This is a genomic window from Nonomuraea sp. NPDC005730, assembly GCF_040630865.1.
Taxonomy (GTDB): Bacteria; Actinomycetota; Actinomycetes; order Streptosporangiales; family Streptosporangiaceae; genus Nonomuraea.
Window position 1 is genome coordinate 414710 of the sequence record NZ_JBEXYK010000003.1, and the last position, 22363, is coordinate 437072.

21 protein-coding genes are annotated in these 22363 nt (G+C 72.2%); 13 read left to right on the forward strand and 8 right to left on the reverse strand.

Annotated elements, in window-relative coordinates:
- Nucleotides 1–66 precede the first annotated feature (66 nt).
- Together ABZ444_RS06930 and ABZ444_RS06935 are read left to right on the forward strand one after the other, a co-directional pair.
- The gene (locus ABZ444_RS06930; protein ID WP_357993708.1) at nt 67–1614 is read left to right on the forward strand and encodes a hypothetical protein; all 1548 of its coding nucleotides are present in this window, start codon (nt 67–69) and stop codon (nt 1612–1614) included.
- Nucleotides 1615–1701: 87 nt separating this feature from the next.
- Nucleotides 1702–2265 carry a dihydrofolate reductase family protein gene (locus ABZ444_RS06935; protein ID WP_357993711.1) on the forward strand — a complete coding sequence of 188 codons (564 nt, stop codon included), beginning with the start codon at nt 1702–1704 and terminating at the stop codon, nt 2263–2265.
- 75 nt (nt 2266–2340) lie between these two features.
- Here ABZ444_RS06935 and ABZ444_RS06940 read toward each other — a convergent pair whose 3' ends face one another.
- Nucleotides 2341–2916, reverse strand: coding sequence for a Uma2 family endonuclease (locus tag ABZ444_RS06940; RefSeq protein WP_357993714.1), 576 nt, complete (start codon nt 2914–2916; stop codon nt 2341–2343).
- Nucleotides 2917–2969: 53 nt separating this feature from the next.
- A complete protein-coding gene (locus ABZ444_RS06945; RefSeq protein ID WP_357993717.1) occupies nt 2970–3575 on the reverse strand; it encodes a hypothetical protein in 606 nt (201 codons plus the stop codon).
- Between the two features lie 160 nt (nt 3576–3735).
- On the opposite strand from ABZ444_RS06945, the gene ABZ444_RS06950 reads away from it, so the two are divergent.
- The 3 genes from ABZ444_RS06950 to ABZ444_RS06960 are packed head-to-tail and all read left to right on the forward strand — an operon-like array spanning nt 3736 to nt 6237.
- On the forward strand, nt 3736–4533 hold the full coding sequence (locus tag ABZ444_RS06950; RefSeq protein ID WP_357993720.1) for a glucose 1-dehydrogenase: 798 nt from the start codon (nt 3736–3738) through the stop codon (nt 4531–4533).
- Nucleotides 4523–5431, forward strand: a complete 909-nt coding sequence (locus ABZ444_RS06955) for an alpha/beta hydrolase (protein WP_357993723.1) — start codon at nt 4523–4525, stop codon at nt 5429–5431. The genes ABZ444_RS06950 and ABZ444_RS06955 overlap by 11 nt, the downstream gene beginning before the upstream one ends.
- An 11-nt stretch (nt 5432–5442) precedes the next feature.
- Entirely contained in the window at nt 5443–6237 is a 795-nt protein-coding gene (locus ABZ444_RS06960) for an alpha/beta hydrolase (RefSeq protein ID WP_357993726.1), read from the forward strand.
- Nucleotides 6238–6330: 93 nt separating this feature from the next.
- Here ABZ444_RS06960 and ABZ444_RS06965 read toward each other — a convergent pair whose 3' ends face one another.
- From ABZ444_RS06965 to ABZ444_RS06975, 3 genes are read right to left on the reverse strand one after another with little or no spacing between them, the layout of a single operon-like run.
- A complete protein-coding gene (locus ABZ444_RS06965; protein WP_357993729.1) occupies nt 6331–7467 on the reverse strand; it encodes a ScyD/ScyE family protein in 1137 nt (378 codons plus the stop codon).
- Between the two features lie 60 nt (nt 7468–7527).
- Nucleotides 7528–8133 carry a DUF4126 domain-containing protein gene (locus ABZ444_RS06970; protein ID WP_357993732.1) on the reverse strand — a complete coding sequence of 202 codons (606 nt, stop codon included), beginning with the start codon at nt 8131–8133 and terminating at the stop codon, nt 7528–7530.
- Nucleotides 8134–8137: 4 nt separating this feature from the next.
- Nucleotides 8138–9043: a phosphotransferase gene (locus tag ABZ444_RS06975; RefSeq protein ID WP_357993735.1), complete on the reverse strand. Its 906-nt coding sequence runs from the start codon at nt 9041–9043 to the stop codon at nt 8138–8140.
- A gap of 68 nt (nt 9044–9111) precedes the next feature.
- Here ABZ444_RS06975 and ABZ444_RS06980 point away from each other — a divergent pair, with 68 nt between their 5' ends.
- Nucleotides 9112–11490: an FAD-dependent oxidoreductase gene (locus ABZ444_RS06980; RefSeq protein ID WP_357993738.1), complete on the forward strand. Its 2379-nt coding sequence runs from the start codon at nt 9112–9114 to the stop codon at nt 11488–11490.
- Here the strand turns inward: ABZ444_RS06980 and ABZ444_RS06985 are convergent.
- From ABZ444_RS06985 to ABZ444_RS06995, 3 genes are all read right to left on the reverse strand, one after another.
- Nucleotides 11447–12226, reverse strand: coding sequence for a GntR family transcriptional regulator (locus ABZ444_RS06985; protein ID WP_357993741.1), 780 nt, complete (start codon nt 12224–12226; stop codon nt 11447–11449). The two genes, ABZ444_RS06980 and ABZ444_RS06985, sit on opposite strands and share 44 nt — an antisense overlap.
- A 62-nt stretch (nt 12227–12288) precedes the next feature.
- Complete coding sequence (locus tag ABZ444_RS06990) at nt 12289–13416, reverse strand: nitronate monooxygenase family protein (RefSeq protein ID WP_357993743.1); 1128 nt, start codon at nt 13414–13416, stop codon at nt 12289–12291.
- A gap of 63 nt (nt 13417–13479) precedes the next feature.
- The gene (locus tag ABZ444_RS06995; protein WP_357993746.1) at nt 13480–14163 is read right to left on the reverse strand and encodes a DapH/DapD/GlmU-related protein; all 684 of its coding nucleotides are present in this window, start codon (nt 14161–14163) and stop codon (nt 13480–13482) included.
- A 110-nt stretch (nt 14164–14273) separates the two neighbouring features.
- Here ABZ444_RS06995 and ABZ444_RS07000 point away from each other — a divergent pair, with 110 nt between their 5' ends.
- The 7 genes from ABZ444_RS07000 to ABZ444_RS07030 all read left to right on the forward strand — a co-directional run bounded on the left by ABZ444_RS07000 (nt 14274) and on the right by ABZ444_RS07030 (nt 22316).
- A complete protein-coding gene (locus tag ABZ444_RS07000; protein WP_357993749.1) occupies nt 14274–15938 on the forward strand; it encodes a CTP synthase in 1665 nt (554 codons plus the stop codon).
- 76 nt (nt 15939–16014) lie between these two features.
- A complete protein-coding gene (locus ABZ444_RS07005) occupies nt 16015–16623 on the forward strand; it encodes an NUDIX hydrolase (RefSeq protein ID WP_357993752.1) in 609 nt (202 codons plus the stop codon).
- 15 nt (nt 16624–16638) lie between these two features.
- Nucleotides 16639–17544 carry a site-specific tyrosine recombinase XerD gene (locus ABZ444_RS07010; RefSeq protein ID WP_352321922.1) on the forward strand — a complete coding sequence of 302 codons (906 nt, stop codon included), beginning with the start codon at nt 16639–16641 and terminating at the stop codon, nt 17542–17544.
- 117 nt (nt 17545–17661) lie between these two features.
- Nucleotides 17662–18603 (forward strand): ParA family protein, encoded by a 942-nt coding sequence (locus ABZ444_RS07015; RefSeq protein WP_125630250.1) that lies wholly within the window; start codon nt 17662–17664, stop codon nt 18601–18603.
- Nucleotides 18600–19421: a segregation/condensation protein A gene (locus tag ABZ444_RS07020; RefSeq protein ID WP_357993755.1), complete on the forward strand. Its 822-nt coding sequence runs from the start codon at nt 18600–18602 to the stop codon at nt 19419–19421. Before ABZ444_RS07015 ends, ABZ444_RS07020 begins: the two co-directional genes overlap by 4 nt.
- A 352-nt stretch (nt 19422–19773) precedes the next feature.
- A complete protein-coding gene (gene scpB, locus ABZ444_RS07025) occupies nt 19774–20295 on the forward strand; it encodes an SMC-Scp complex subunit ScpB (protein ID WP_357993965.1) in 522 nt (173 codons plus the stop codon).
- Nucleotides 20292–22316: a pseudouridine synthase gene (locus tag ABZ444_RS07030; RefSeq protein ID WP_357993759.1), complete on the forward strand. Its 2025-nt coding sequence runs from the start codon at nt 20292–20294 to the stop codon at nt 22314–22316. The genes scpB and ABZ444_RS07030 overlap by 4 nt, the downstream gene beginning before the upstream one ends.
- The last annotated feature ends 47 nt before the right edge of the window (nt 22317–22363 follow it).

Consider the following 22363-nt stretch of genomic DNA (forward strand, 5'->3'; position numbering starts at 1 on the left):
CTCTTTGATCTTCGGAGTCGGCGGAACTAGGGTCGCTGCCATGGTCAAGGCCAGGGGTGACAAACCGTGATCGGCCGCGCAAAGCTCGCTCTGGGGCGGCCGCTCGGGCGTGAGGGCCAGGGGATGGTCCACGAGGAGCTCAGCGGCAGGATCAACGGCCGGCCGGGCGTCGCGTACAAGGAGATCGACTACGACGTCCGACCGGGCCTCGACGTCGCCGTCCTCACCGCGATGACCCAGCTGACCGGCCGTCTCTCCGCGTCGGACGCCGCCTGGCTGGAGGAGCGCGCGGCCTGGCCGGCCGAACTGGTGGCGGAGAACGGCGCCGTCGTCGGCTTCCTGATGCGGACCGTGCCTCAGCGGTTCTTCCGCGAGACGCCCGGCCCGTCCGGCGCGGTACGCCGGCTCGCGACCGTCGACCGCCTGTTCGGCCGGGAGGACGTCACCGACCGCGACCGCCTGCTGATCCTGGCCGAACTCGCCGATACGCTCGCCCGCCTGCACACGATGGGCGTCGTCGTCGGCGACCTGTCGCCCGAGAACGTGCTGTTCACGACGGAGCCCCGGCCGGGATGCTTCCTCATCGGCTGCGACGCGATGGGGCTGGGCGGGGCGCGGGCGCTGCCGCCCGTGGAGACGCCGCCCGACCGGCGGATTCCCGCCGGAGAGCAGCCGGGGACGCCGCAGGGTGACGCCTACCAGTTCGCGCTGCTGGCCATCCGCGTCTTCGCCCGTGACCCGTCCGCCACCGACGTGTCCGCGTTGGCCGCCGTCCATCCCGGCCTGGCGGAGTTCGCCACGACCGCGCTCGACCAGCCCCCGTTCAGCCGTCCCATGCCCGCGCAGTGGGCCGCGCGATTACGCGAGGCAGCGCAGCCGGAGCCGGTCTCGCCGCCGGTCCAGGCCGAGGCGGCCTCGGGGGCCGGACGGTCGAAAATGCTCGGCATCGGGGCCGCGGTGGTGGCGGTCGTGCTGGTGCTGCTCGCGGTGGTCGGGAAGAACGTGCTCAAGAACACCGTGCGCGAGACCCTGACCGGCTCTCCGAGGACCACGACCGAGCCCGCCGAGACGTCGTCGTCGTTCCCCGCGCCCACCGGCTTCCCCACCCAGGCGCCACCCACCCAGGCGCCACCCACCTCGGCCCCGACCGTGGCCCCGACTGAGGCCCCGACTGAGGCCCCGACTGAGGCTCCGGCCGTGGCCCCGACCTCGGCCCCGAGCGAGCCGGTGGCCGACTTCAAGGTCGGCGACTGTCTCTCCGGCCTGCCGGACGCGCCGGTGACCGACAGTTGCAAGCAGGGCGCGCCCTACCGGGTGGCCGCCATCACCACTCCCTCCGGCCTCTGCGACGGCAAGACCAACCACCGCTACCTCATCCACAACGACGTGCTGTACTGCCTGGCGTACCAGTTCGGGCGGGACTACTGCTACAAGTGGTCGAAGAACGATGAATTCGTGGACTTCGCCGGCAAATGCCGAGCGCCGAAGACGTTCACCGTGCGGCGCGTCCTACGGGGGAACGCCGACAAGGACGCCACCGCCTGCGATGGCGTGACCAGACATTCCTGGACGTGGCCCGTGCCCGCGCTGACCATCTGCGTCGACAAGTACTGAGCGGCGTCCGGCCGGGCACCGATGAGTTCCGGGCGGCTCCGATGTCCTACGTGTCACCGGACGACCCGAGATCACGGAGACGCGCTCATGCGGAAGCTGATAGCGACGGTGTTCAACTACTCCCTCGACGGCCTGCTCGCCGACGAGGGCACCGACTTCTGGAAGTTCTGCTTCGACCTGCCCGAGAACAGCCGGCCCGACTCCCCGGCCTACCTCGACTTCCTGCGCGGCGCCCACGCGCACGTCATGGGCCGCACCGCCTACGAGGGCATCGCCAAGGGCATGACGACCGCCACCGACCACCCGTTCGCCGACATCCTGACCGCCGGGCGCAAGGTCGTCTTCTCCCGGACCATGAAGACGGCCGACTGGGCCAACACCACCATCGCCGACGGCGACACGGCAGCAGAGATCGACAAGCTCCGGCTGGACGGCGACGGCCACGTCCTGGTCTGGGGCGGGGTCGGCCTCTGGCGGTCGCTCATGCGGCTCGACCTGATCGACGAGTTCCGGCTGAGCGTGTACCCCTACGTCGCGGGTGAGGGCACCAGGCTGTTCGACGGCTTCCCCAAGTCCTGCCGGCTCGACCTGGTCTCCAGCTTCGCCTCCAGCGGCGGGATCATGGAGCTGCAGTACCGCCGGCACCGCTGACCCCGGCCGCGGCCGGTCCGTGCCGTCGAGGGGCCACAGGACCGCCTGGGCCCCTCGACCGCCGTGACAGCGGAACTAGCCGGGTGGCCATTCCAGGCCGAGGTCGATGTCCACGTCGAACCCGACGTAAGCTCGCAGCTGCTTGCGATGGATGCCGGTGGGGACATATGCCTTGACTGCGGGTTCCAGCTCGAAGGTGTAGACGACGGGTAGGCCGTCTTCCTGCTCGACCCGCCAGAAGTGTTGGATGCCGGCATCTGAGTATTTGATCGGTTTGGTGCTGCGATCCCGCTCCTTGGACTCCTCTGAAACCACCTCGGCGACGAGGTGTACGTCCTCTGGGCGGAAAGAAGTCGTCTCCGGCCCGATCGCTGACTTCTCCACCACCAGAATGTCCGGTTCCGGCCGCTGCCGTAGGCCCAGGGTGACGGTCATTTCACGAACCACCGCGAGATGTGCGGGCGGTTTCAGGGCGCTTTCCAACAACCGGATTGTGTAAAGGTGGAAGGCGGTCTGCGGCGACATCATGATGAGCGACCCATCGATCAGCTCGACGTGCCGGGGCGCACCGGGGGGAAGGTGATCGAGCATGTCGGCGGTCCAGCCGCCGGGTGGGCCGGGGTAGAACCACTCAGGAAGGGCTGTACTCATGCGCGCCTCCTAAGGTTTACTCGGCGAGCTTATCGTGTCACGGATAGTGACTGTCAGGGATGGTCTTTGCGCTGCTCCATCGAGCGGCGGTAGAGCTCGTCGATCTGGTCCAGCGGGTCCGGGGGACGGCGGCGGGCCTCGATCTCCAGCTCCGTGCGCGAGTACAGCTCGTCGATGCCGGACGACGCGTGGTGCATCTGGTCGCCCAGGAGGTCGGCGCGGATGCGGGCGCACATGGCGGTCAGCTTGGCCTGGTGCTCGCGCAGCCGGTCGAGGGCGGCGTGGTCGACGTACGGCGAGACGCGGCGCTGCTGGGCGTACATGGCGAGCTGGCCGTCGTGCACGTCGGCCTGGGCCGACAGGTCGGCCAGCAGCCGGGGCAGGTCGCCGAGGCCCCAGCCGCGCTGCTGGGCCTGTTCGACGGCCTGGCGGGTGAGGGCCACCTCGCGGCGCAGGTCGAGGCGGAGGCGTTCGACCTCGGCCGCGTCGCCGGTGCCCATGGCGTTGACGTGCGTGGTCAGCCGGGTGGTGGCCTGCCGGGCCTTCTTGGCCGCCTTCTTGCCCAGTTTGACCAGCAGATAGACGCCCACACCGGTCAGCAGCAGGAGGAACGCCAGGATGGCCAGCACGATGACAAGGAACTCGCTGATCTCCGCCACCTCCCGTGGGTCGTTGCCTAGAAGGATAGTTCGACGCGCGAGGGGTTCAACGCACGACGGGGATCCCGGGTTCCGGCGACCGCGCCGAGCAAGCCCTTGATCGGGGACGGGGGCGCGTGTTTCAGTGCACATGTTCGGTCGTCTCGGATGAGGGGTGCGCGTGCTCGACGGCAAGGTAGTGATCATCACGGGCGGCGCCCGGGGCATGGGCGCGGCCACGGCGCGCCGGTGCGCGGCGGGCGGGGCGCGGGTCGTGCTCACCGACGTGCTCACCGAGGAGGGGACGGCCACCGCCAAGGACGTCGGGGGCACGTTCGTCCCGCACGACGTGACGGACCCGGAGCAGTGGGCGGCCGTCGTGGCCGCGACCGTCGAGGCGCACGGGCGGCTCGACGGGCTGGTGAACAACGCCGGGATCGTCACCGTGCGGACCATCGAGCAGCAGTCCCTGGCGGAGTTCGAGCGGGTGCTCCAGGTGAACCTGGTGGGCGTGTTCCTCGGGCTGAAGGCCGTGGCCGGGGCCATGCGGGCGTCCGGCGGCGGGGCCGTGGTGAACCTCTCGTCGGTCGCGGGGCTGACCGCGCTGCCCGGCACGGGCGGGTACGGCGCGTCGAAGTGGGGCGTACGCGGGCTGACCAAGATCGCGGCGTTGGAGTTCGGGCGGGACCGCATCAGGGTGAACTCGGTGCATCCCGGGATGATCGTCACCCCGATGACGGCCTCGCTGGGCGCGGTCTCGGGCGAGGGCACGTTCCCGCTGGCCGCGGCCGGGCGATGGGGGGAGCCCGAGGAGGTCGCCGAGGCCATCGCGTTCCTGCTGTCCGACGCGGCCTCGTACGTCACGGGCGCGGAGCTGGCGATCGACGGCGGCTGGACGGCGGGGGAGACGGCGCTGCTGGGCTCCGTCCCGCGCGAGGCCGCTCCCGCGACGGAGGAGGAGGCCGGAGATGGCCGTTGACGAGCCGACCCGCGCGGTCATCGACCTGATGAGCGAGTTCTTCCCCAAGGGGGAGGGGCCCTGGGACCCCGTGGCGGCGCGGCGCGTGCTGGCCTCGGTCCCGAGCCCGGAGCCGATGCCCGTGGGCCGGGTCGAGGACCGCGACGCGGCGGGCGTCCCCGTGCGCGTCTACTGGCCTACGGAGGGCGCTGAGGGGCGGCCGCTCGTCGTGTACTTCCACGGCGGCGGGTTCACGCTGGGGTCGCTGGACAGCCATGACGGTGTCTGCCGCCAGATCTGCGCCGGGTCCGGGGCGGTGGTGGTCGCCGCCGACTACCGGCTCGCGCCCGAGCACCCCTATCCGGCCGCCGTCGAGGACGCCTTCGCCGTCACCCGGTGGGCCCACGAGCACGCGGCCGGGCTCGGCGCCGATCCGGGGGCGCTGGTGGTGGCGGGCGACAGCGCGGGCGGCAACCTCGCCACCGTCACCTGCCTGCGGGCGCGCGAGGAGGGCGGGCCGCCGATCGTGCTGCAGGTGCTGGTCTATCCCGCGACGGACGCCGTCCGCCACTGGCCCTCCTACGACCGGAACGGCGAAGGATATTTCCTGACGACGGCGCACATGAGGTGGTTCTGGGACTGCTACCAGCCCGATCACGAGCGGCGCGGGGAGCCGTACAGCTCGCCCCTGGGCGCGGACGTGAGCGGCCTGCCGCCGGCCCTGGTGATCACGGCCGGGCACGACCCGCTGCGCGACGAGGGCGAGGCGTACGCCCGCCACCTGCGCCACTCCGGGGTCGAGGCGGAGTGCGTCCGGTACGAGGGCCTGTTCCACGGCTTCTTCGGCACGGGACCGATCCTGCCCGCCGCCGGCGACGCCATGGACCGGGTGTGCGCCGCCATCCGCGCCCTCAAATAAGGGGATATTTCATGCCACACGCCGAAATTTCGGCAACCATCAGCCTCTTCTACACCGACGACGGCGCCGGCGACCCGCCGCTGCTGCTCGTGCACGGCTGGGGCGCCGACTCCCACCAGTGGTCCTGGCACATCGACGCCCTGGCCGCCCGCCACCGCGTCATCGCCGTGGACCTGCGCGGCCACGGCTACTCCTCGGTCCCGGAGACCGGCAACACCTCACAGGCGATGGCCGAGGACCTGAACACGCTGCTCGACCGCCTGGACGTCCCCGAGGTGATCGCGGTCGGCCACTCGATGGGCGGCCAGGTCGTCTCGATCCTCGCGGTCGAGCATCCCGGCCGCGTACGGGCGCTGGTCACCCTCGACCCCGGCTACGGCATGAGCCAGGACCTCGCCGCGGGCTTCCCCGGCATGATCGCGGGCCTGCGCGGCGAGCACCCGCACGCCGTCGCCGAGGAGATCGACCGATGGTGCACCACCTCCGCGACCCCCGCCGTCATCCGGCGCTGGCACAAGCGCCGCCTGTCCGGCATGCCCCCGCACGTGCTGGCCGAGGCGTTCGAGGCCATGTTCACCGCCCCGGGGGCCATCGGCGTGCGGCCGGCCAGTGACGACTACCTGGCCCGCCGGAGCTGCCCGGTGTTGTCGATCTGGGCCGACCCCGGACGCGCGGCCTGGGAGGCCGGGCTGCTCAAGCATCCGGACTCGAAGGTCGTGTGCTGGGAGGGCTCGGGCCACCGGCTGCACGAGGAGCGCCCGGCGGAGTTCGTCCGCGTGCTGGAGGGCTGGCTCAGGGGGCGTTGAACGACATGGTGAAGGGCCCGGCAGCGCGGACGCTGCTGCCGGGCCCTTCGTGTGAGCGCACACAGGGGGTTGGGGGCCATGGCGCTCACACGTCTATGCGGGCAGCTCCACCCGGACGATCTCGCCCTTGCCGGGGGTGAAGCCCTTGTTCGACACGTAGACCGAACCGTCGCCGGCGACCGCCATGCCCAGCGGCACGGTCAGCGTGCCCGGCTTGAGCAGCTCGGTGCGCGTGCCGTCGGCCTCGATCCGGTAGAGCGACGTACGGGGCTGGTGGTCGGCGGGCACCGGGCCGACCGAGCCGAGCACGAGCAGCCGGCCCGAGGCGTCGAAGGCGACGTCGACCGCGGTGGTGAAGCCCTTGACGGCGGTCTCGGCCTTCTTCCCGGCCAGCCTGAACACCCTGGCCACGCCCTCGGGCTGCGGGAACCCGGCGTGCTCCGCGACGTAGTAGGAGCCGTCGGGGGCGGCCGCGATGCCCATCGGCACCGACTGCATCGGCACCTTGCTGCCCTTGGGGAGCTTGAGCATGGCCGGGGCCGCGACCTTGCGCGCGTGGAACACCGCCCGCAGCGTCACCTTGCCCGACGCGCTGACCTGGAGCACGTCGTTGGCGCCCACGTCCGTGACCAGCGCGCCGCCCTGCGGGGTCGGCACGACCGCGAACGGGTACGAGTCGATCGCGCTGCCCTTGTCCTTCTTGTCCGGGTTGTGGTTGACCTCGAACGCGAGCAGATCGCCCATGACGGACGACTTCCCGTCCTTGATCTTCAGCAGCGTGCCGAGGGTGCGGCCCTTGGGGCCGAGGTCGGCCCGCAGCTTGCCGTTGCCGCCCAGGCCGACGGGCACCAGCATGGAGCCGTCCGCGGCGAAGGCGACGTCGTGCGGGCCGGTGCCGAGCCCGTCGGAGCCGGCCGAGGGCAGGCCCTTGACCACGGTGGTCAGCCGGCCGTCGGCCAGCTTGGAGATCTTCCCGGTGAGGCCGAGGCACACCTTGCTCGCCTCGCCGCCCGGCTCGGCGGGCACGGTCGCGCACTTGATCTTGCCGCCGGAACCGGACTCGGCGACGTACAGGGCGCCGTCGGGGCCGAAGGTCAGGCCGCGCGGGCCGTCGAGCTTGGCGGCGACGACCGTGACGCTCGCCTGCGCGGACGCCGACGCCGGGACGGGCGCGACCGACGCGGCCAGGCCGAGAGCAGCGACTCCCCCCGTGATGATGACTCGCTTCATGAGGGAACACCGTAGGAGCGCGGGACGGGGGAGCGGATCAGCCCGCAGGGTGAGGCGTACTCAGCCTGGGGGTGGATTTCTCCTGATCCTGCGCCGGGCGCGCAGCCGGCGTACCCGCCGGAAGGTCCACCACGCGAGCAGGACGAGCAGCAGCAGCGCGACGATCACCAGCAGCGGCAGGAACACCGCGATCAGGCTCATGCCGAGCGAGCCGGCGTCCTCGGCGGTGCTCACCACGGGCGCGCCCACCCCCGCCGTGCCCGCGTTGATCACCGGACGGGCCGTCGCCTTCAGCGTGTGGACGGCCAGCGCCATCACGATGCCCAGCAGCCAGCCGGCCCACGGGTTCTCGGTCATCCAGGTGGAGTGGTCGAGCTCGGCGGCGGCGTTGGTGGCGGAGAAGACCACGCCGCCCGCGGCCGGACGCACCACGGTCTGGATGGCGTCGTTGACGGAGTCGACGGCCGGCACCTTGTCGAGGACCATCTCGGCGACCAGCAGCACCGCGATGATCGCCAGCACGCCCCAGTTCGACAGCCAGGAGTAGCCGTCGGGCAGTTTCACCCGGTCGGTGAGGTTGGCCAGCACGCCCACGACCAGGAGCGGGATGTAGGCGTTAAGGCCGGCGGCGGTGGAGAGGCCGAGACCGGTCAGCGCGGCGAACATCCCCCTAGTCTGCCCCCGCCGCGGCCTCCATCACGCGGGCCAGGCCCGGCCGGGTGAACTCGGCCGCCGCACGCTCGTACTTCTCCATGCCCCAGGACCAGAAGTCGAAGTCGATCGTGTCGTTGGCGCCGTCCTGGATCGAGGCCCACAGGGTCCAGCCGTACTTGGACATCAGGCCGAGCAGCCGGGCGCGGGCGATCTTGTGGCGCAGGCGGCGGCCGTAGTAGGCGGTGACGAGCTCATCCAGGTGGCCGGGCGGCAGGTCGGCCTCGCTCCACAGGTTGCCGAGCTCGAAGCAGGGGTCGTTGTTGCCGGCGTACTCGTAGTCGATGAGATGGAGGCGGTCGCCGCACTCGACGATGTTGCCGGGCAGGAGATCGTTGTGGCAGGGGACGGTGGGCTCGGCGCGTACCGCCAGACATTTCCTGATTTCTGCGGCGGCGGGCATGAAATCCAGATATTTCGCAGGAAGTCGGAAACCTCGCTCCTGGACGATCCGCAGATACCCCCGCTGCACCTCGAACATGTCGAAATCGCGGACGAAGCGCGGCCCCGCGTGCAACCGCCGGCACACCTCCGCCACCCGGGGCAGGTTCGCCGGCTCCCACAGGTCGGCCTCGGTGAACGTGCGGCCCGGCAGGAACCCGATCACCAGCACGCCCGCCTCCGGCAGGTAGCCGTGCACGGGCGCCCCCACCCCGGCCCGCGCGGCGGCGACCGAGTCGGCGTGCTCGGCGTCCTTGTCGATGCCCAGCAGGGAGCCGTCGCTGGCGGCCACGCGCACGACGTAGACCCCGGCCGGGGTGGTGACCTTGTAGTTGCGGTTGGTCATCCCGCCGGGCAGCTCCTCGACGGAGCGCGGCAGGCCGGACAGCAGCGGGATGCGGTCGAGGACCCGGGCGATCGCCATGATCGATGCTAGCTCCGCCGTCCTAAACGGTCTAGACCTTTTACGGTACGCGGGTTAGCCTCGCGACCATGAGCGACTCGGCCCGCATCGTGATCATCGGCGGCGGGGTGGGCGGCGCGTCCGTCGCCTACCACCTCACCCGGCGCGGCGAACGCGACGTCGTCCTGCTGGAGCGGGACGAGCTCACCAGCGGCTCCACCTTCCACTCGGCGGGCCTGGTCGGCCAGCTCCGCTCCGATCCGACCCTGACCCGGATGAACCAGTACTCCGTGGAGCTCTACCGCACCCTCGACGCCGGCTGGACCGAGTGCGGCGGCCTCAAGCTGGCCTCCACCCCCGAGCGGATGGCCGAGATCCGCCGCCAGATCGGCTGGGCCAGGACGTTCGGGCTGCCGCTGGAGGAGATCTCGGTCGCCGAGGCGGTGGAGCTGTTCCCGCTGATGGAACCGTCCGGGGTGGTGGGGGCGGCGTACCTGCCGACCGACGGCCAGGTCGACCCCTCGATGCTGTGTTACGCCCTCGCCGCCCGGGCCCGCGAGGGCGGCGCCCGCGTGCGCACCCGTACGCGGGTGCTGGGCATCGGCGTCGAACGCGGGCGCGTCACCGGCGTCCGCACCGACCAGGGGGACATCGCCTGCGAGATCGTGGTCAACTGCGGCGGCATGTTCGCCGCCGAGATCGGCCGCATGGCCGGGGTGCGCGTCCCGATCGTGCCGATGTCCCACCAGTACGTCGTCACCGACGCCTGCCACGACCACCCCGTCCTGCCCACGCTGCGCGACCCCGACCTGCTCGTCTACTACCGGCAGGAGGTGCGCGGCCTGGTCATGGGCGGCTACGAGCGCACCTGCGCCCCCTGGACCGCCTCCGAGACCTCCTACGACGCCGTCCCGGCCGACTTCAACGGCAGGCTGCTGCCCGAGGACTGGCCGCGCCTGGAGGAGATCTCCGCCAACTCCCGGATCCGGGTGCCCGCGATGGCCGACGTCGGCATCCGCAAGCTGATCAACGGGCCGGAGGCGTTTACCCCGGACAACGAGTTCTGCCTGGGGGAGACCGAGGTGGGCGGGCTCTTCGTGGCGGCCGGGTTCTGCGCCCACGGCATCGCGGGCGCGGGCGGCATCGGCCGGGTCATGGCCGAGTGGATCGTCGAGGGCGAGCCCGGCATGGACGTCCACCACATGGACGTGCGCCGCTTCGGCCGCCAGTACCGGTCGCCGTCGTACACGGTCAGACGCTCGGTCGAGAACTACGAGACGTACTACGACATCCGCTACCCGGGCCACGAGCGCGCGGCCGGGCGCCCGCTGCGGGTCTCGCCCGCCTACTCCTGGCACGCCGCCCACGGGGCCGTCTTCGGCGAGAAGGCGGGCTGGGAGCGGGTCAACCACTACTCCGCCGCCCCCGGCGGCGCGGACGAACGCCCCCGCGGGTGGGCCGGGCGCCTGTGGTCGCCCGCCGTCGGGGCCGAGCACCGCGCCACCCGCACCACGGCCGGGCTGTTCGACGAGAGCTCCTTCGCCAAGATCGAGGTCACCGGTCCGGACGCCGCCGCCCTGCTGGAATGGGTGTGCGACAACCGCGTGGCCCGCCAGGTGGGCGCCGTCACCTACACCCAGGCGCTGAACCGGCGCGGCGGCATCGAGTGCGACTTCACCGTCACCCGGCGCGGCGAGCAGGAGTTCCTGATCGTCACCGGCACCGCGTCCGGCTCCCGCGACCTCGCCTGGCTGCGCCGGCAGGCCGCGCTCACCGGCTCGACGGCCAGGATCGCCGACGTCACCGGCCAGTACGCCTGTTTCGCCCTGTGGGGCCCCAAGGCCCGCGACATCCTGTCCGGGCTGACCCCGGACCCGCCGGACCTGCCGTTCATGTCGGCCCGGGAGCTCACCGTGGGCGACGTGCCCGCGCTGGCGCTGCGGGTGACGTTCGTGGGGGAGCACGGCTGGGAGCTGTACTGCTCCAGCGAGTACGGGCTCGCGCTGTGGGAGACGTTGTGGCGGGCGGGGGAGCCGTACGGGCTGGTCGCGGGCGGCTACCGGGCCATCGACAGCCTGCGGCTGGAGAAGGGCTACCGGGTGTGGGGGGCCGACATCGGGCCCGAGACGACGCCGTACGAGGCCGGGCTCGGGTTCTGCGTCAAGCCCGGCAAGGACTTCCTCGGCCGCGACGCCCTCGACCCCGCCCCGGCCCGCCGCCTGCGCTGCCTCACCCTGGCCGACCCGCGGGCGGTCGCCCTGGGCAACGAGCCGGTACGGGTGGACGGCCAGGTCGTGGCCCGGGTCACCTCAGGCGGCTACGGGTACACGGTCAGGCAGTCGATCGCCTACGCGTACCTGCCGGTCGGGCCGGGAGCCGAGGTGGAGGTCGAGGTCGAGGGGGAGTGGGTGCCGGGCGCCGTGGTCAGGGAGCCGCTGCACGACCCGGCGGGGTCGCGGGCGCGGTGACGCCGCTGCGCACCGACAGGCGCACCCGGTCGGGGCGGAACAGGTCGCGGGCGTACTCGACGGGGGTGCCGTCGGCGGCGTAGGCCGTGCGCTCGATCAGCATGAGCGGCGCGCCCGCCGCGATGCCCAGCTCGGCCGCCTCCTCAGGACCGGCGATCACCGGGTCCAGGTGCTCGACCGCGGTCCGCGGCTCCAGCCCGTAGCGGCCGGCCAGCAGGGCGTAGAGGGAGCCGCCGAGGTCCTCGCCGAGGAAGCCGGGCAGGGCGGGGAAGAAGGAACGTTCGAGCGCCACCGGCGAACGGCCCGCCGACCGCACCCGGGCCACCTCGTGCACCGGCTCGCCGGGCTCGACGCCGAGCGCGGCGGCCACGGCCGCCGGCGCGGGCACGGTGGCGGCCGTCAGGATCCGCGCCTCGGCCCGCAGGTGGGCGCGGCGCATCTGCTCGGTGAACCCGGCCAGGCCCGTCAGGTCGCACTCGATGCGCGGCTCGGCCACGAACGCGCCGCCCGACCGGCCGGGGAGCCTGATCAGCACGCCGTCGCGTTCGAGGGTGGCCAGGGCCTGGCGCAGGGTCATCCGGCTCACGCCGAGGCGGGCGGCCAGCTCCCGCTCGCCGGGCAGCCGGTCGCCCGGGGCCATCTCGCCGGAGGAGATCGCCGCCAGCAGCCACTGCTCGATCTGCGTGTGCGCGGGAACCCCGGTGCCACGCTCCAGCTCAGGCGGTGTCCCGACCACACGCGCATGCTATCGGGCCATACGGGAGGAACCACGCCGCGCGGGGGCGGCGAGAGGGGCCTTCAGGGGGCAGTGAGGCGGGTCAGGCGCGTCACGGCGTCGGTGAACTCGCTGATCAGGTCATAGACCACGGCACGGGCCGGGCGCACCCGGTCGAGCTGGCCCACCACCTGGCCCACGTAGTAGGTGACGAGTTCCACGGCTCCGGGGTCGCCGCGGTCGGCCGCCGCGCCGATGCGGGCCATCGCCCCCTCGGCCAGCAGCAGTTGCAGGGGCATGCCCAGCGGCCCCGGGCTCTCCTGCCCGGAGTCCCACTCCTCGGTCCAGGCCGACCTGAGCTGCCGCGCCGGCTTGCCCGTACGCGACCGGGACCGCACGGTGTCCAGCGACGAGGCGGCCAGCAGCTTGCGCCGGAGCGCGGGCGACGTCTCCGCCTCCTCGGTCGTCAGCCACACCGAGCCGCACCAGACCCCCTCGGCCCCGAGCGCCATGGCCGCGGCCATCTGGCGTCCCGAGGCGATGCCGCCCGCGGCCAGCACGGGAACCGGCGCGACCGCGTCCACGACCTGCGGCACGAGCACCATCGTGGAGATCTCGCCGGTGTGGCCGCCCGCCTCGGTGCCCTGGGCCACGACGATGTCCGCCCCGGCCGCCACCTGCCTGCGGGCGTGCTCCACGGTTCCGACCAGCGCGGCCACCGGCACGCCCGCCTCCCTGGCACTCGCCACCATCTCCGGCGGCGGCGGTCCGAGGGCGCTGGCGATGAGCCCGATCGGGTGCTTGAGCGCCACGTCGATCAGCGCGGTCGCCCCCGATGCCGTCACCCGCCTGCCGAACTCGTCGGCCACCGCGCTCAGGGGTTGCGGCGGCGCGTTCACGCCGTACTTGGACAGCAGGTGGGCGACGAAGTCGCGGTGGCGGTCGGGCACGAAGTCCAGCAGGTGGGCCCGCAGGTCGAGCGCCGAGGCGTCGATCCGGCCGGGGACGAGCACGTCCACCCCGTACGGCCGCCCGCCCACCCGCTCGTCGATCCACGTCAGCTCGGCGTCGAGCCGCTCAGGGGAGTACGCGACGGCCCCGAGCACCCCGAACCCGCCGGCGTTCGTGACCGCGGCCACCACGTCGCGGCAGTGGCTGAAGGCGAACAACGGGAACTCGACGCCCAGGCGCTCACAGATGGCGGTCCGCATGCACCGACGCTAACCTCCAGAAGCTTGTTCGGTCCATCCCCGTTCTCGGGCCGGTCCCAGCCCTCAGGACGGCCCGGCCTGCCCGTCGAGCGCCAGGGCGATCGCCGCGGCGGCCTCGGCGGCGCCGGGGGCGTGCCAGCCGAGCTCCGGCGTGTACCCGCGGACGCGCTTGGCGGGCACCCCGGCGACCACACTGTGGTCGGGGAACTCGCCGCGCACCACCGCGCCCCCCGCCACCACGCACTGCCGCCCGAGGACGGTGCCCGGCAGGATGATCGCGCCCGTGCCGATCCAGGACCCGGCGCCGATCGAGACCGGGCTGTTGCGCGGCCACTGCCGCCCGATCGGCGTCTCGGGGTCGTCGTAGACGTGGTTCTGGTCGGTGATGTAGACGTACGGGCCGGTGAAGACGTGGTCGCCGATGTCGATCGACTGGTGGGCCACGATGTGCGAGCCCCTGCCGATCGAGCACGAGCCGCCGATCCGCAGGATCGAGTCGGGGCCGAGCTCGACGCCAGGCCACATGCCGCAGGAGATCGACACGCGCTCGCCGATCAGGGTGTGCTCGCCGATCTCGATCCACCGCTCGCCGAAGATCGCCCCCGGCGGGAAGGCGATGCTGACTCCCGCGCCGATCCGGCGGAATCGGTAACCCGCCGTGGAGTCCGGAGAGATCGCCCCGGCGTGGCGGATCGCCGTGTACGCACGGTGAATCAGCGCGCCCATGGCCCGGCGTACTAGTGACATAGGGCCCAAAGTTACCGCTAGGTCATGCCGTTCGGGCATGTGAGGGGCGTTGTTTGATATCCTGAGAGCCCGTGGACACTTCGGCCACCATTCGAGCCACGGGAGCCCCTTTGCGCAGCGCATCGCAAACCAAGCATCTGTTCGTCACCGGCGGTGTCGCCTCCAGTCTCGGCAAGGGGCTCACGGCCTCCAGCCTCGGCCGGCTGCTCAAGGGGCGCGGTCTCCGGGTCACCATGCAGAAGCTCGACCCTTACCTCAACGTCGACCCCGGCACGATGAACCCGTTCCAGCACGGCGAGGTCTTCGTCACCGACGACGGCTCCGAGACCGACCTCGACGTCGGCCACTACGAGCGTTTCCTCGACACCGACCTGCACGGCTCGGCCAACGTCACCACCGGCCAGGTCTACTCCAACGTCATCGCCAAGGAGCGGCGCGGCGAGTACCTGGGCGACACCGTCCAGGTCATCCCGCACATCACCAACGAGATCAAAGACCGCATCCGGGGCATGGCCGGCCCCGACGTCGACGTCGTCATCACCGAGGTCGGCGGCACGGTCGGCGACATCGAGTCGCTGCCGTTCCTGGAGGCCGTCCGCCAGATCAGGCACGAGGTCGGCCGCGACAACGTCTTCTTCCTGCACGTGTCGCTGCTGCCCTACATCGGCCCGTCCGGCGAGCTGAAGACCAAGCCGACCCAGCACAGCGTGGCCGCGCTGCGCAGCATCGGCATCCAGCCCGACGCGATCGTGCTGCGCTCCGACCGTCCCGTCCAGACGGCGATCAAGCGCAAGATCAGCCTCATGTGCGACGTCGACGAGGACGCCGTCGTCTCCGCCGTCGACGCCGCCTCCATCTACGACATCCCCAAGGTGCTGCACGCCGAGGGCCTCGACGCCTACGTCGTGCGCCGCCTCGGCCTGCCCTTCCGCGACGTCGACTGGAAGGAGTGGGAGCAGCTCCTGCGCCGCGTGCACCGCCCGGCCAAGGAGGTCACGATCGCGCTGGTCGGCAAGTACATCGACCTGCCCGACGCGTACCTGTCGGTCACCGAGGCGCTGCGCGCCGGCGGTTTCGCCAACGACGCGCGGGTCAACATCCGCTGGGTCAAGAGCGACGACTGCGAGACCCCCGAGGGCGCCGAGCGTGAGCTCGACGGCGTCGACGGGGTGCTGATCCCGGGCGGGTTCGGCGTGCGCGGCATCGAGGGCAAGATCGGCGCCATCCGGCACGCCCGCGAGGGCCGGATCCCGCTGCTCGGCATCTGCCTCGGCATGCAGGGCATGGTCATCGAGGCCGCCCGCAACATGGCCGGCGTCGAGGACGCCAACTCCGCCGAGTTCGACCCCGACACCAAGCACGCGGTCATCTCCACCATGGCCGACCAGGAGGACGTCGTCGCCGGCGAGCGCGACATGGGCGGCACCATGCGGCTCGGCAGCTACACCGCCAAGCTCGGCGAGGGCACCCTGGCCAGGCAGCTCTACGGCGGCAAGGCCAAGGTCGACGAGCGCCACCGCCACAGGTACGAGGTCAACAACGCCTACCGCGAGCGCCTGGAGAACGTCGGCCTGGTCTTCTCCGGCCTGTCGCCCGACGGCCGCCTGGTGGAGTACACCGAGCTGCCCGTCGACGTGCACCCGTTCTTCATCGGCACGCAGGCGCACCCCGAGTTCCGCTCCCGTCCCACCCGGGCCAACCCGATGTTCAAGGGCCTCATCGGCGCCGCCCTGGCCTACGCCGACAGCCGCGTGAGCACGAAGGTCGGCAAGTGAACGTCACCGGAGCGGCGCGCCTCGGTCCGGAGGCGGTAGCTCGCGTAACCACGGAGGACCGGAAGCGAGTGCGGCCATGATCAGAGACACGCCCGAGGCGTGGGAAGTCGTCGCGTCCAAGGAACACTTCCAGGGCTACGTGATCAAGGTCGTCACCGACACGGTCAGGATGCCCCAGGACGAGGTCGCCGACCGCGACTACGTCGTCCACCCCGGCTCGGTCGCCGTGCTCGCGCTCGACGACCGCGACCGCGTCCTGATGATCAGGCAGTACCGCCACCCCACCCGGCAGCTCATGTGGGAGCTGCCGGCCGGCATCCGCGACGTGGCGGGCGAACCGCTCGCCGACACCGCGGCCCGCGAGCTCGCCGAGGAGTCCGGCTACCGCGCCGACACCTGGCACACCCTGGTCGACCTGCGCTCCTCTCCCGGCATGACCGACGAGCGGATCAGGGTCTTCCTCGCCCGCGGCCTGAGCAGGATCCCCGACGAGGAGAACACCTTCGTCCACCGGCACGAGGAGATCGGCATGCCGGTCGAATGGGTGCCGCTGTCCGACGCGGTCGAGAAGGCGCTCATGGGAATGATCCACAATTCCCCGGCCGTGGCCGGTATCCTCGCCGCATATGCGGCTTCGGTTGAGGGATTCGCCCTGTTGCGCCCCGCCGACGCCCCGGAGGCGTGACGGAAGGACCATGTCGTGGAGGCGGTGCTCTCCAGCTACCTCGCCCATCTGGCGGTGGAGCGGGGCCTGGCTGCCAACACGCTCGCGTCCTACCGCCGTGACCTGCGGCGATACTTCGAACATCTGCAGGCGCGCGGGCGGCTGAAGCTCGACGAGGTGGGGGAGGCCGACGTCCAGGCCTTCCTCGCCGCGCTGCGCGAGGGCGACCGGGAACATCCCGCCCTCGTGGCCAGCTCGGCCGCGCGGGCGGTCTCGGCCGTACGCGGGCTCCACCGGTTCGCCCTGCGCGAAGGCGTCACGGCCCACGACCCCGCCCACGAGGTACGTCCGCCGCGCCAGCTCCGCAGGCTGCCCAAGGCCATCGCCGTCGACGAGGTCGAACGCCTCATCGCCGCCTCCGGCCCCGACGGCGCCCCGCTCACCCTGCGCAACCGCGCCCTGCTGGAGGTCCTGTACGGCACCGGCGCCCGCATCTCCGAAGCCGTCGGCCTGGCCGTGGACGACCTCGAACCCGACCAGGTGCGGCTGCGCGGCAAGGGCGGCCGCACCCGCGTCGTCCCGCTCGGCCGCTACGCCCGCTCGGCACTCGACGCCTACCTCGTCCGCGCCAGGCCCGGCCTGCTGGCCCACGGGCGCGGCACCCCGGCGGTCTTCCTCAACGCCCGCGGCGGCCGGCTGACCAGGCAGGGGGCCTGGGAAGTGCTCCAGGCCGCGGCCGAACGCGCCGGCCTGGCCGGCATCAGCCCGCACGTCCTGCGCCACTCCTTCGCCACCCACCTGCTCGACGGCGGCGCCGACGTCCGGGTGGTCCAGGAGCTGCTCGGACACGCCTCCGTCACGACCACGCAGGTCTACACCCTGGTCACGGTCGACAAACTCCGCGAGGTCTACGCCGCGGCGCACCCGCGCGCCCGGCAGTGATCTATAGTCTTTTGCGCGTGCGCGGTGCCCCGGCGTGCCGCCTTGCCGCGTTTAGTGGTGACGCCATAGTGTCCGTCCGGACGGTCCGGTTCGGGATCGTCAGGGAGGTTCGAGCTGGTGACTGTGACGACCAAGGGTTCGACCCAGGGGACCCCCGACAACCCCTGGGGTGACACCAAGACCAACGCGCCTTCCAACGGCGTCAACCTGGGCCCCACCCAGCGCCCGCGGCCGGTGTTCCCTGAACCGGTCCCGCCGCAGGTGCACGGGCCGGCGCGAGTGGTCGCGATGGTCAACCAGAAGGGCGGCGTCGGCAAGACGACCACCACCATCAACCTGGGCGCGGCGCTGGTCGAGTGCGGGCTGAAGGTGCTGCTGGTCGACTTCGACCCGCAGGGCGCGCTCTCGGTCGGCCTGGGCATCAACCCGCTCCAGCTCGACCTGACCGTCTACAACCTGCTGATGGACCGCGGCGTCACCGCCGAAGATGTCCTGCTGGAGACCGGCGTCGAGGGCCTCGACCTGCTGCCCAGCAACATCGACCTGTCGGCCGCCGAAGTGCAGCTGGTCACCGAGGTCGCCCGCGAGCAGGTGCTCGGCCGGGTGATCAAGCCGCTGCTGCCGCACTACGACGTCTGCCTCATCGACTGCCAGCCGTCGCTCGGCCTGCTCACCATCAACGCGCTGACCTGCGCCCACGGCGTCATGGTGCCGCTGGAGTGCGAGTTCTTCGCCCTGCGCGGCGTCGCGCTGCTCATGGACACCATCTCCAAGGTCCAGGAGCGGCTCAACGAAGACCTCGAGATCGAGGGCCTGCTCGCCACCATGTACGACGCCCGTACCCTGCACGGCCGCGAGGTGCTGGCCCGCGTGGTGGAGGCGTTCGGCGACAAGGTGTTCCACACGGTGATCAACCGTACGGTCCGCTTCCCCGACGCCACCGTCGCCGGCGAGCCGATCACCACCTTCGACCCGTCGTCCCTCGGCGCCAACGCCTACCGCGAACTGGCCCGCGAGGTGCTCTCGCGCTGGCCGGCTCCTGCGACAATGGCCAGGTGACCGCAGAGCAGACCGAGGCCCCCCAAGGCTTCCAGGTGCACCTGGACGTCTTCGAGGGCCCCTTCGACCTGCTCCTCGGCCTGATCGCCAAGCACAAGCTCGACATCACCGAGGTCTCGCTCTCCAAGGTCACCGACGAGTTCATCGCCTACATCCGGTCCAGGGGCCCGGAGTGGGACCTCGACCAGACCAGCCACTTCCTGCTGGTCGCGGCCACGCTGCTCGACCTGAAGGCGGCCCGGCTGCTGCCGTCCGGCGAGGTGGAGGACGAAGAGGACCTCGCGCTCCTGGAGGCCAGAGACCTGCTGTTCGCCCGGCTGCTGCAGTACAAGGCGTACAAGGAGGTCGCGAAGGTCTTCGCGGGGCGGATGGCCGAGGAGGGGCTGCGGTTCCCCCGCACGGTGTCGCTGGAGCCGCAGTTCGCCAACCTGCTGCCCGAGCTCATCCTCGGCATCGGGCCCGAGCAGCTCGCCCGCATCGCGGCCAAGGCGTTCACCCCGAAACTGCCGCCCACGGTCAGCGTCGGCCACATCTACCAGCCGCTGGCCAGCGTCAAGGAGCAGGCGGCCATCCTGGTCATGCACCTGCGCAGGCTGCGCCGGGCCACCTTCCGCGCGCTGACGGCCGACTGCGAGGGCACCTTCGAGGTCATCGCCCGCTTCCTGGCCGTGCTGGAGCTGTTCCGGGAGTCCGCGGTGACGTTCGAGCAGGTCGAGGCGCTGGGAGAGCTCCACGTGACCTGGACGGGCGCCGACGACGGCGACGTCGCGGTGGGGGACGACTACGAGGAATCCGCGGAGAAACCATCGAATGACTGACAACCCCAACCCCCTGCCCGGCCCCCGCAAGGCCCCCGACTCGGGGTCGCCGCTGCCCGCCTGGATGACCCTCCCGGGCTCCCTCGTCCAGCCGTCCTCCCCGGAGGAGGCGGCCGCCCTGCCCGCCGGCCCCGACCTCCCGGTCGCGCCGCCGAAGCCCGCGCCGTCGCCCGAGTCGTCCCTCCCCGAGCCGCCTTCCGCCGGCCCCGAGCGGCCTTCGGACACCGCCGCCCCTCCCGAGGCCGCGCCGGTGAGCGTCGCCGACCGGCAGGGAGACCGGCAGGGAGACCGGCAGGGAGACCGGCAGGACACCCCGGAGGAGGCTCAGGCGGGGCCCGCTCTTGAGGCGGCCCTGGAGGCCATCCTGATGGTCGTCGACGAGCCCGTCGCCGAGATCACGCTGGCCCAGGTGCTGGAGCGCCCCACCCACCAGGTCGCGGCGGCACTCAGGGGGCTGGCGGCGGAATATTCGGCCGCCGGGCGGGGTTTTGATCTGCGGGAAGTCGCGGGTGGCTGGCGTTTCTACACGCGGGCCGACTGCGCGGCGCTGGTCGAGCGGTTCGTCCGCGACGGCCAGCAGACGCGGCTGACCCAGGCCGCGCTGGAGACCCTCGCGGTCGTGGCCTACCGGCAACCGGTGAGCCGCGCCCGCGTCGCCGCCGTACGCGGCGTCAACAGCGACGGCGTCATGCGGACGCTCGTCGCCAGGGGGCTGGTCGAGGAGGCCGGCACCGACCCGGAGAGCCAGGCAGTGCTCTACCGGACAAGCTCATACTTCCTGGAACGTCTGGGACTGCGGGACCTCAGCGAGCTTCCCGAGCTCGCTCCCTTCCTCCCCGACGACGTGGAGAACCTCGAGGAGACAACAAAGTGATCAACAGGCGCAGCACCCCGTCCGGTGATGGACGCGGTCGTGGACGTACCGGCGGCTCCGGCCGCGGCGGGCGTCCCGCCTTCCGCTCCGACGACAACCGCCGAGACGGCTTCGGCGGCGGCTTCGGCGGGGACGACCCCCGCCGCGACTCCCTTCGCGCCGACCGCGGCGGCGCCCGCTTCGGCGACCGCGACGACCGCGCCCGCCAGGACTCCGGCTCCCGCGGCGGCGACCGCTCCGGCCGTCCCGCCTCCGGCGGCGACCGCTCCGGCCGTCCCGGCTCCGGCGGGGACCGCTCCGGCCGTCCCGGCTTCGGTGGTGACCGTTCCGGTCGCCCCGCCTCCGGTGGTGACCGCTTCGGCCGTTCCGGCGGCGACCGCGACGGCTACTCGCGCGGCGACCGCGCGGACCGTCCGGCGCGTGACGACCGCTACCAGCGCGCCGACCGGCCGGCCGGTGGCGACCGCGGCGACCGCTTCCGTGACGACCGTCCCCGTGACGACCGCGGTGACCGCGGTCCGCGTGGTGACCGTTTCGACCGTCCCCGCCGTGAGGGCGGTGACCGTTTCGACCGTCCCCGCCGTGAGGGCGGTGACCGTTTCGAGCGTCCGCGTCGTGAGGGCGGTTTCGAGCGTCCGCGTCGTGAGGGCGGTTTCGAGCGTCCGCGTCGTGAGGGCGGGGACCGGCCGCGTGGTGAGGGCTTCGGCGGGGCTGCCCGGTCCGGCGACCGGGGCAGGTTCGGCGACGACCGGCGCGGCGGCTACGGCGGCGACCGGCGCGGTGAGCGCAGTGGTTACGCCGGTGGCGAGCGCGGCGGGTACTCCGGCGACCGTGGCGGGTACTCCGGCGAGCGCGGTGGCCCCTCGGGTGACCGTGGCGGGTTCTCCGGCGGTCGTGGCGGGTCTTCCGCGGGCCGCGGTGGTTACGCGGGCGAGCGGCGCGGGGAGCGCGGCGGTTACGCCGACTCCCGTGGCGGCGGGCGTCCCGGACGTGGCGGCGACGGCGAGCGTCAGGGCGGCGGCTTCCGTGCCGACCGCGGCGGGCGCAGGGACGACGCCCCCAGGTCCGCCTCCGCCGGCAACACCCGCGCCCGTTTCGGCAGGCGCGAGGACAACCCCCGCGGGCAGCAGCCGCGTACCCCGAGGCGCGACGACGTGCAGACGCTCGGCGGCGGACGGCGTGCGACCGGCTCCGAGAGCCCCCAGGCCAGGCGCGTCAAGGCCGCCCGCCAGCCGCTGCGCGACCGTGCCTTCTACGACGACGACTACACCGACGAGCGCGACACCACCGAGGTCCCCGACGGCGTGCGCCTGCAGAAGGTGCTCGCCCAGGCGGGCGTGGCCAGCAGGCGCGCCTGCGAGGAGATGATCGGCGACGGCCGCGTCACGGTCAACGGCCAGGTCGTGCGCCGGTTCGGCGCCAAGGTCGACCCCGCCGCCCAGGTCATCCATGTGGACGGCAAGCGCATCCCGACCGCCCCCGACCTCGTCTACTACGCCCTCAACAAGCCGATCGGCGTCGTGTCCACCATGGACGACCCGCAGGGCCGCCCGTGCCTGGCCGACTACGTCGAGGAGCTGGCGCCCCGGCTGTTCCACGTCGGCCGGCTCGACACCGAGACCGAGGGCCTGCTGCTGCTCACCAACGACGGCGAGCTGGCCAACCGGCTGACGCACCCGAGCTACGGCGTGCAGAAGAAGTACTGGGCCAAGGTGCCGGGGCCGATCCCGCGTGACCTGGGCCGCAGGCTCAAGCAGGGCATCGAGCTGGAGGACGGCATCGCCAAGGCCGACAGCTTCGCCATCGTCCAGGAGCACGGCCAGCAGGCGCTGGTCGAGGTGGTGCTGCACGAGGGCCGCAAGCACGTCGTCAGGCGCATGCTGGAGGAGGCCGGTCACCGGGTGATCGACCTGGCCCGGATCGAGTTCGGTCCGGTGAAGCTGGGCCGCACCAAGGCCGGCACGGTCCGCGCGCTGAGCCTGAAGGAGGTCGGCGAGCTTTACGCGGCCGTGAAGCTGTAATCTGGCCGGAACGCAGGGGCCCGTGCGCATCTCCGCACGGGCTCTCC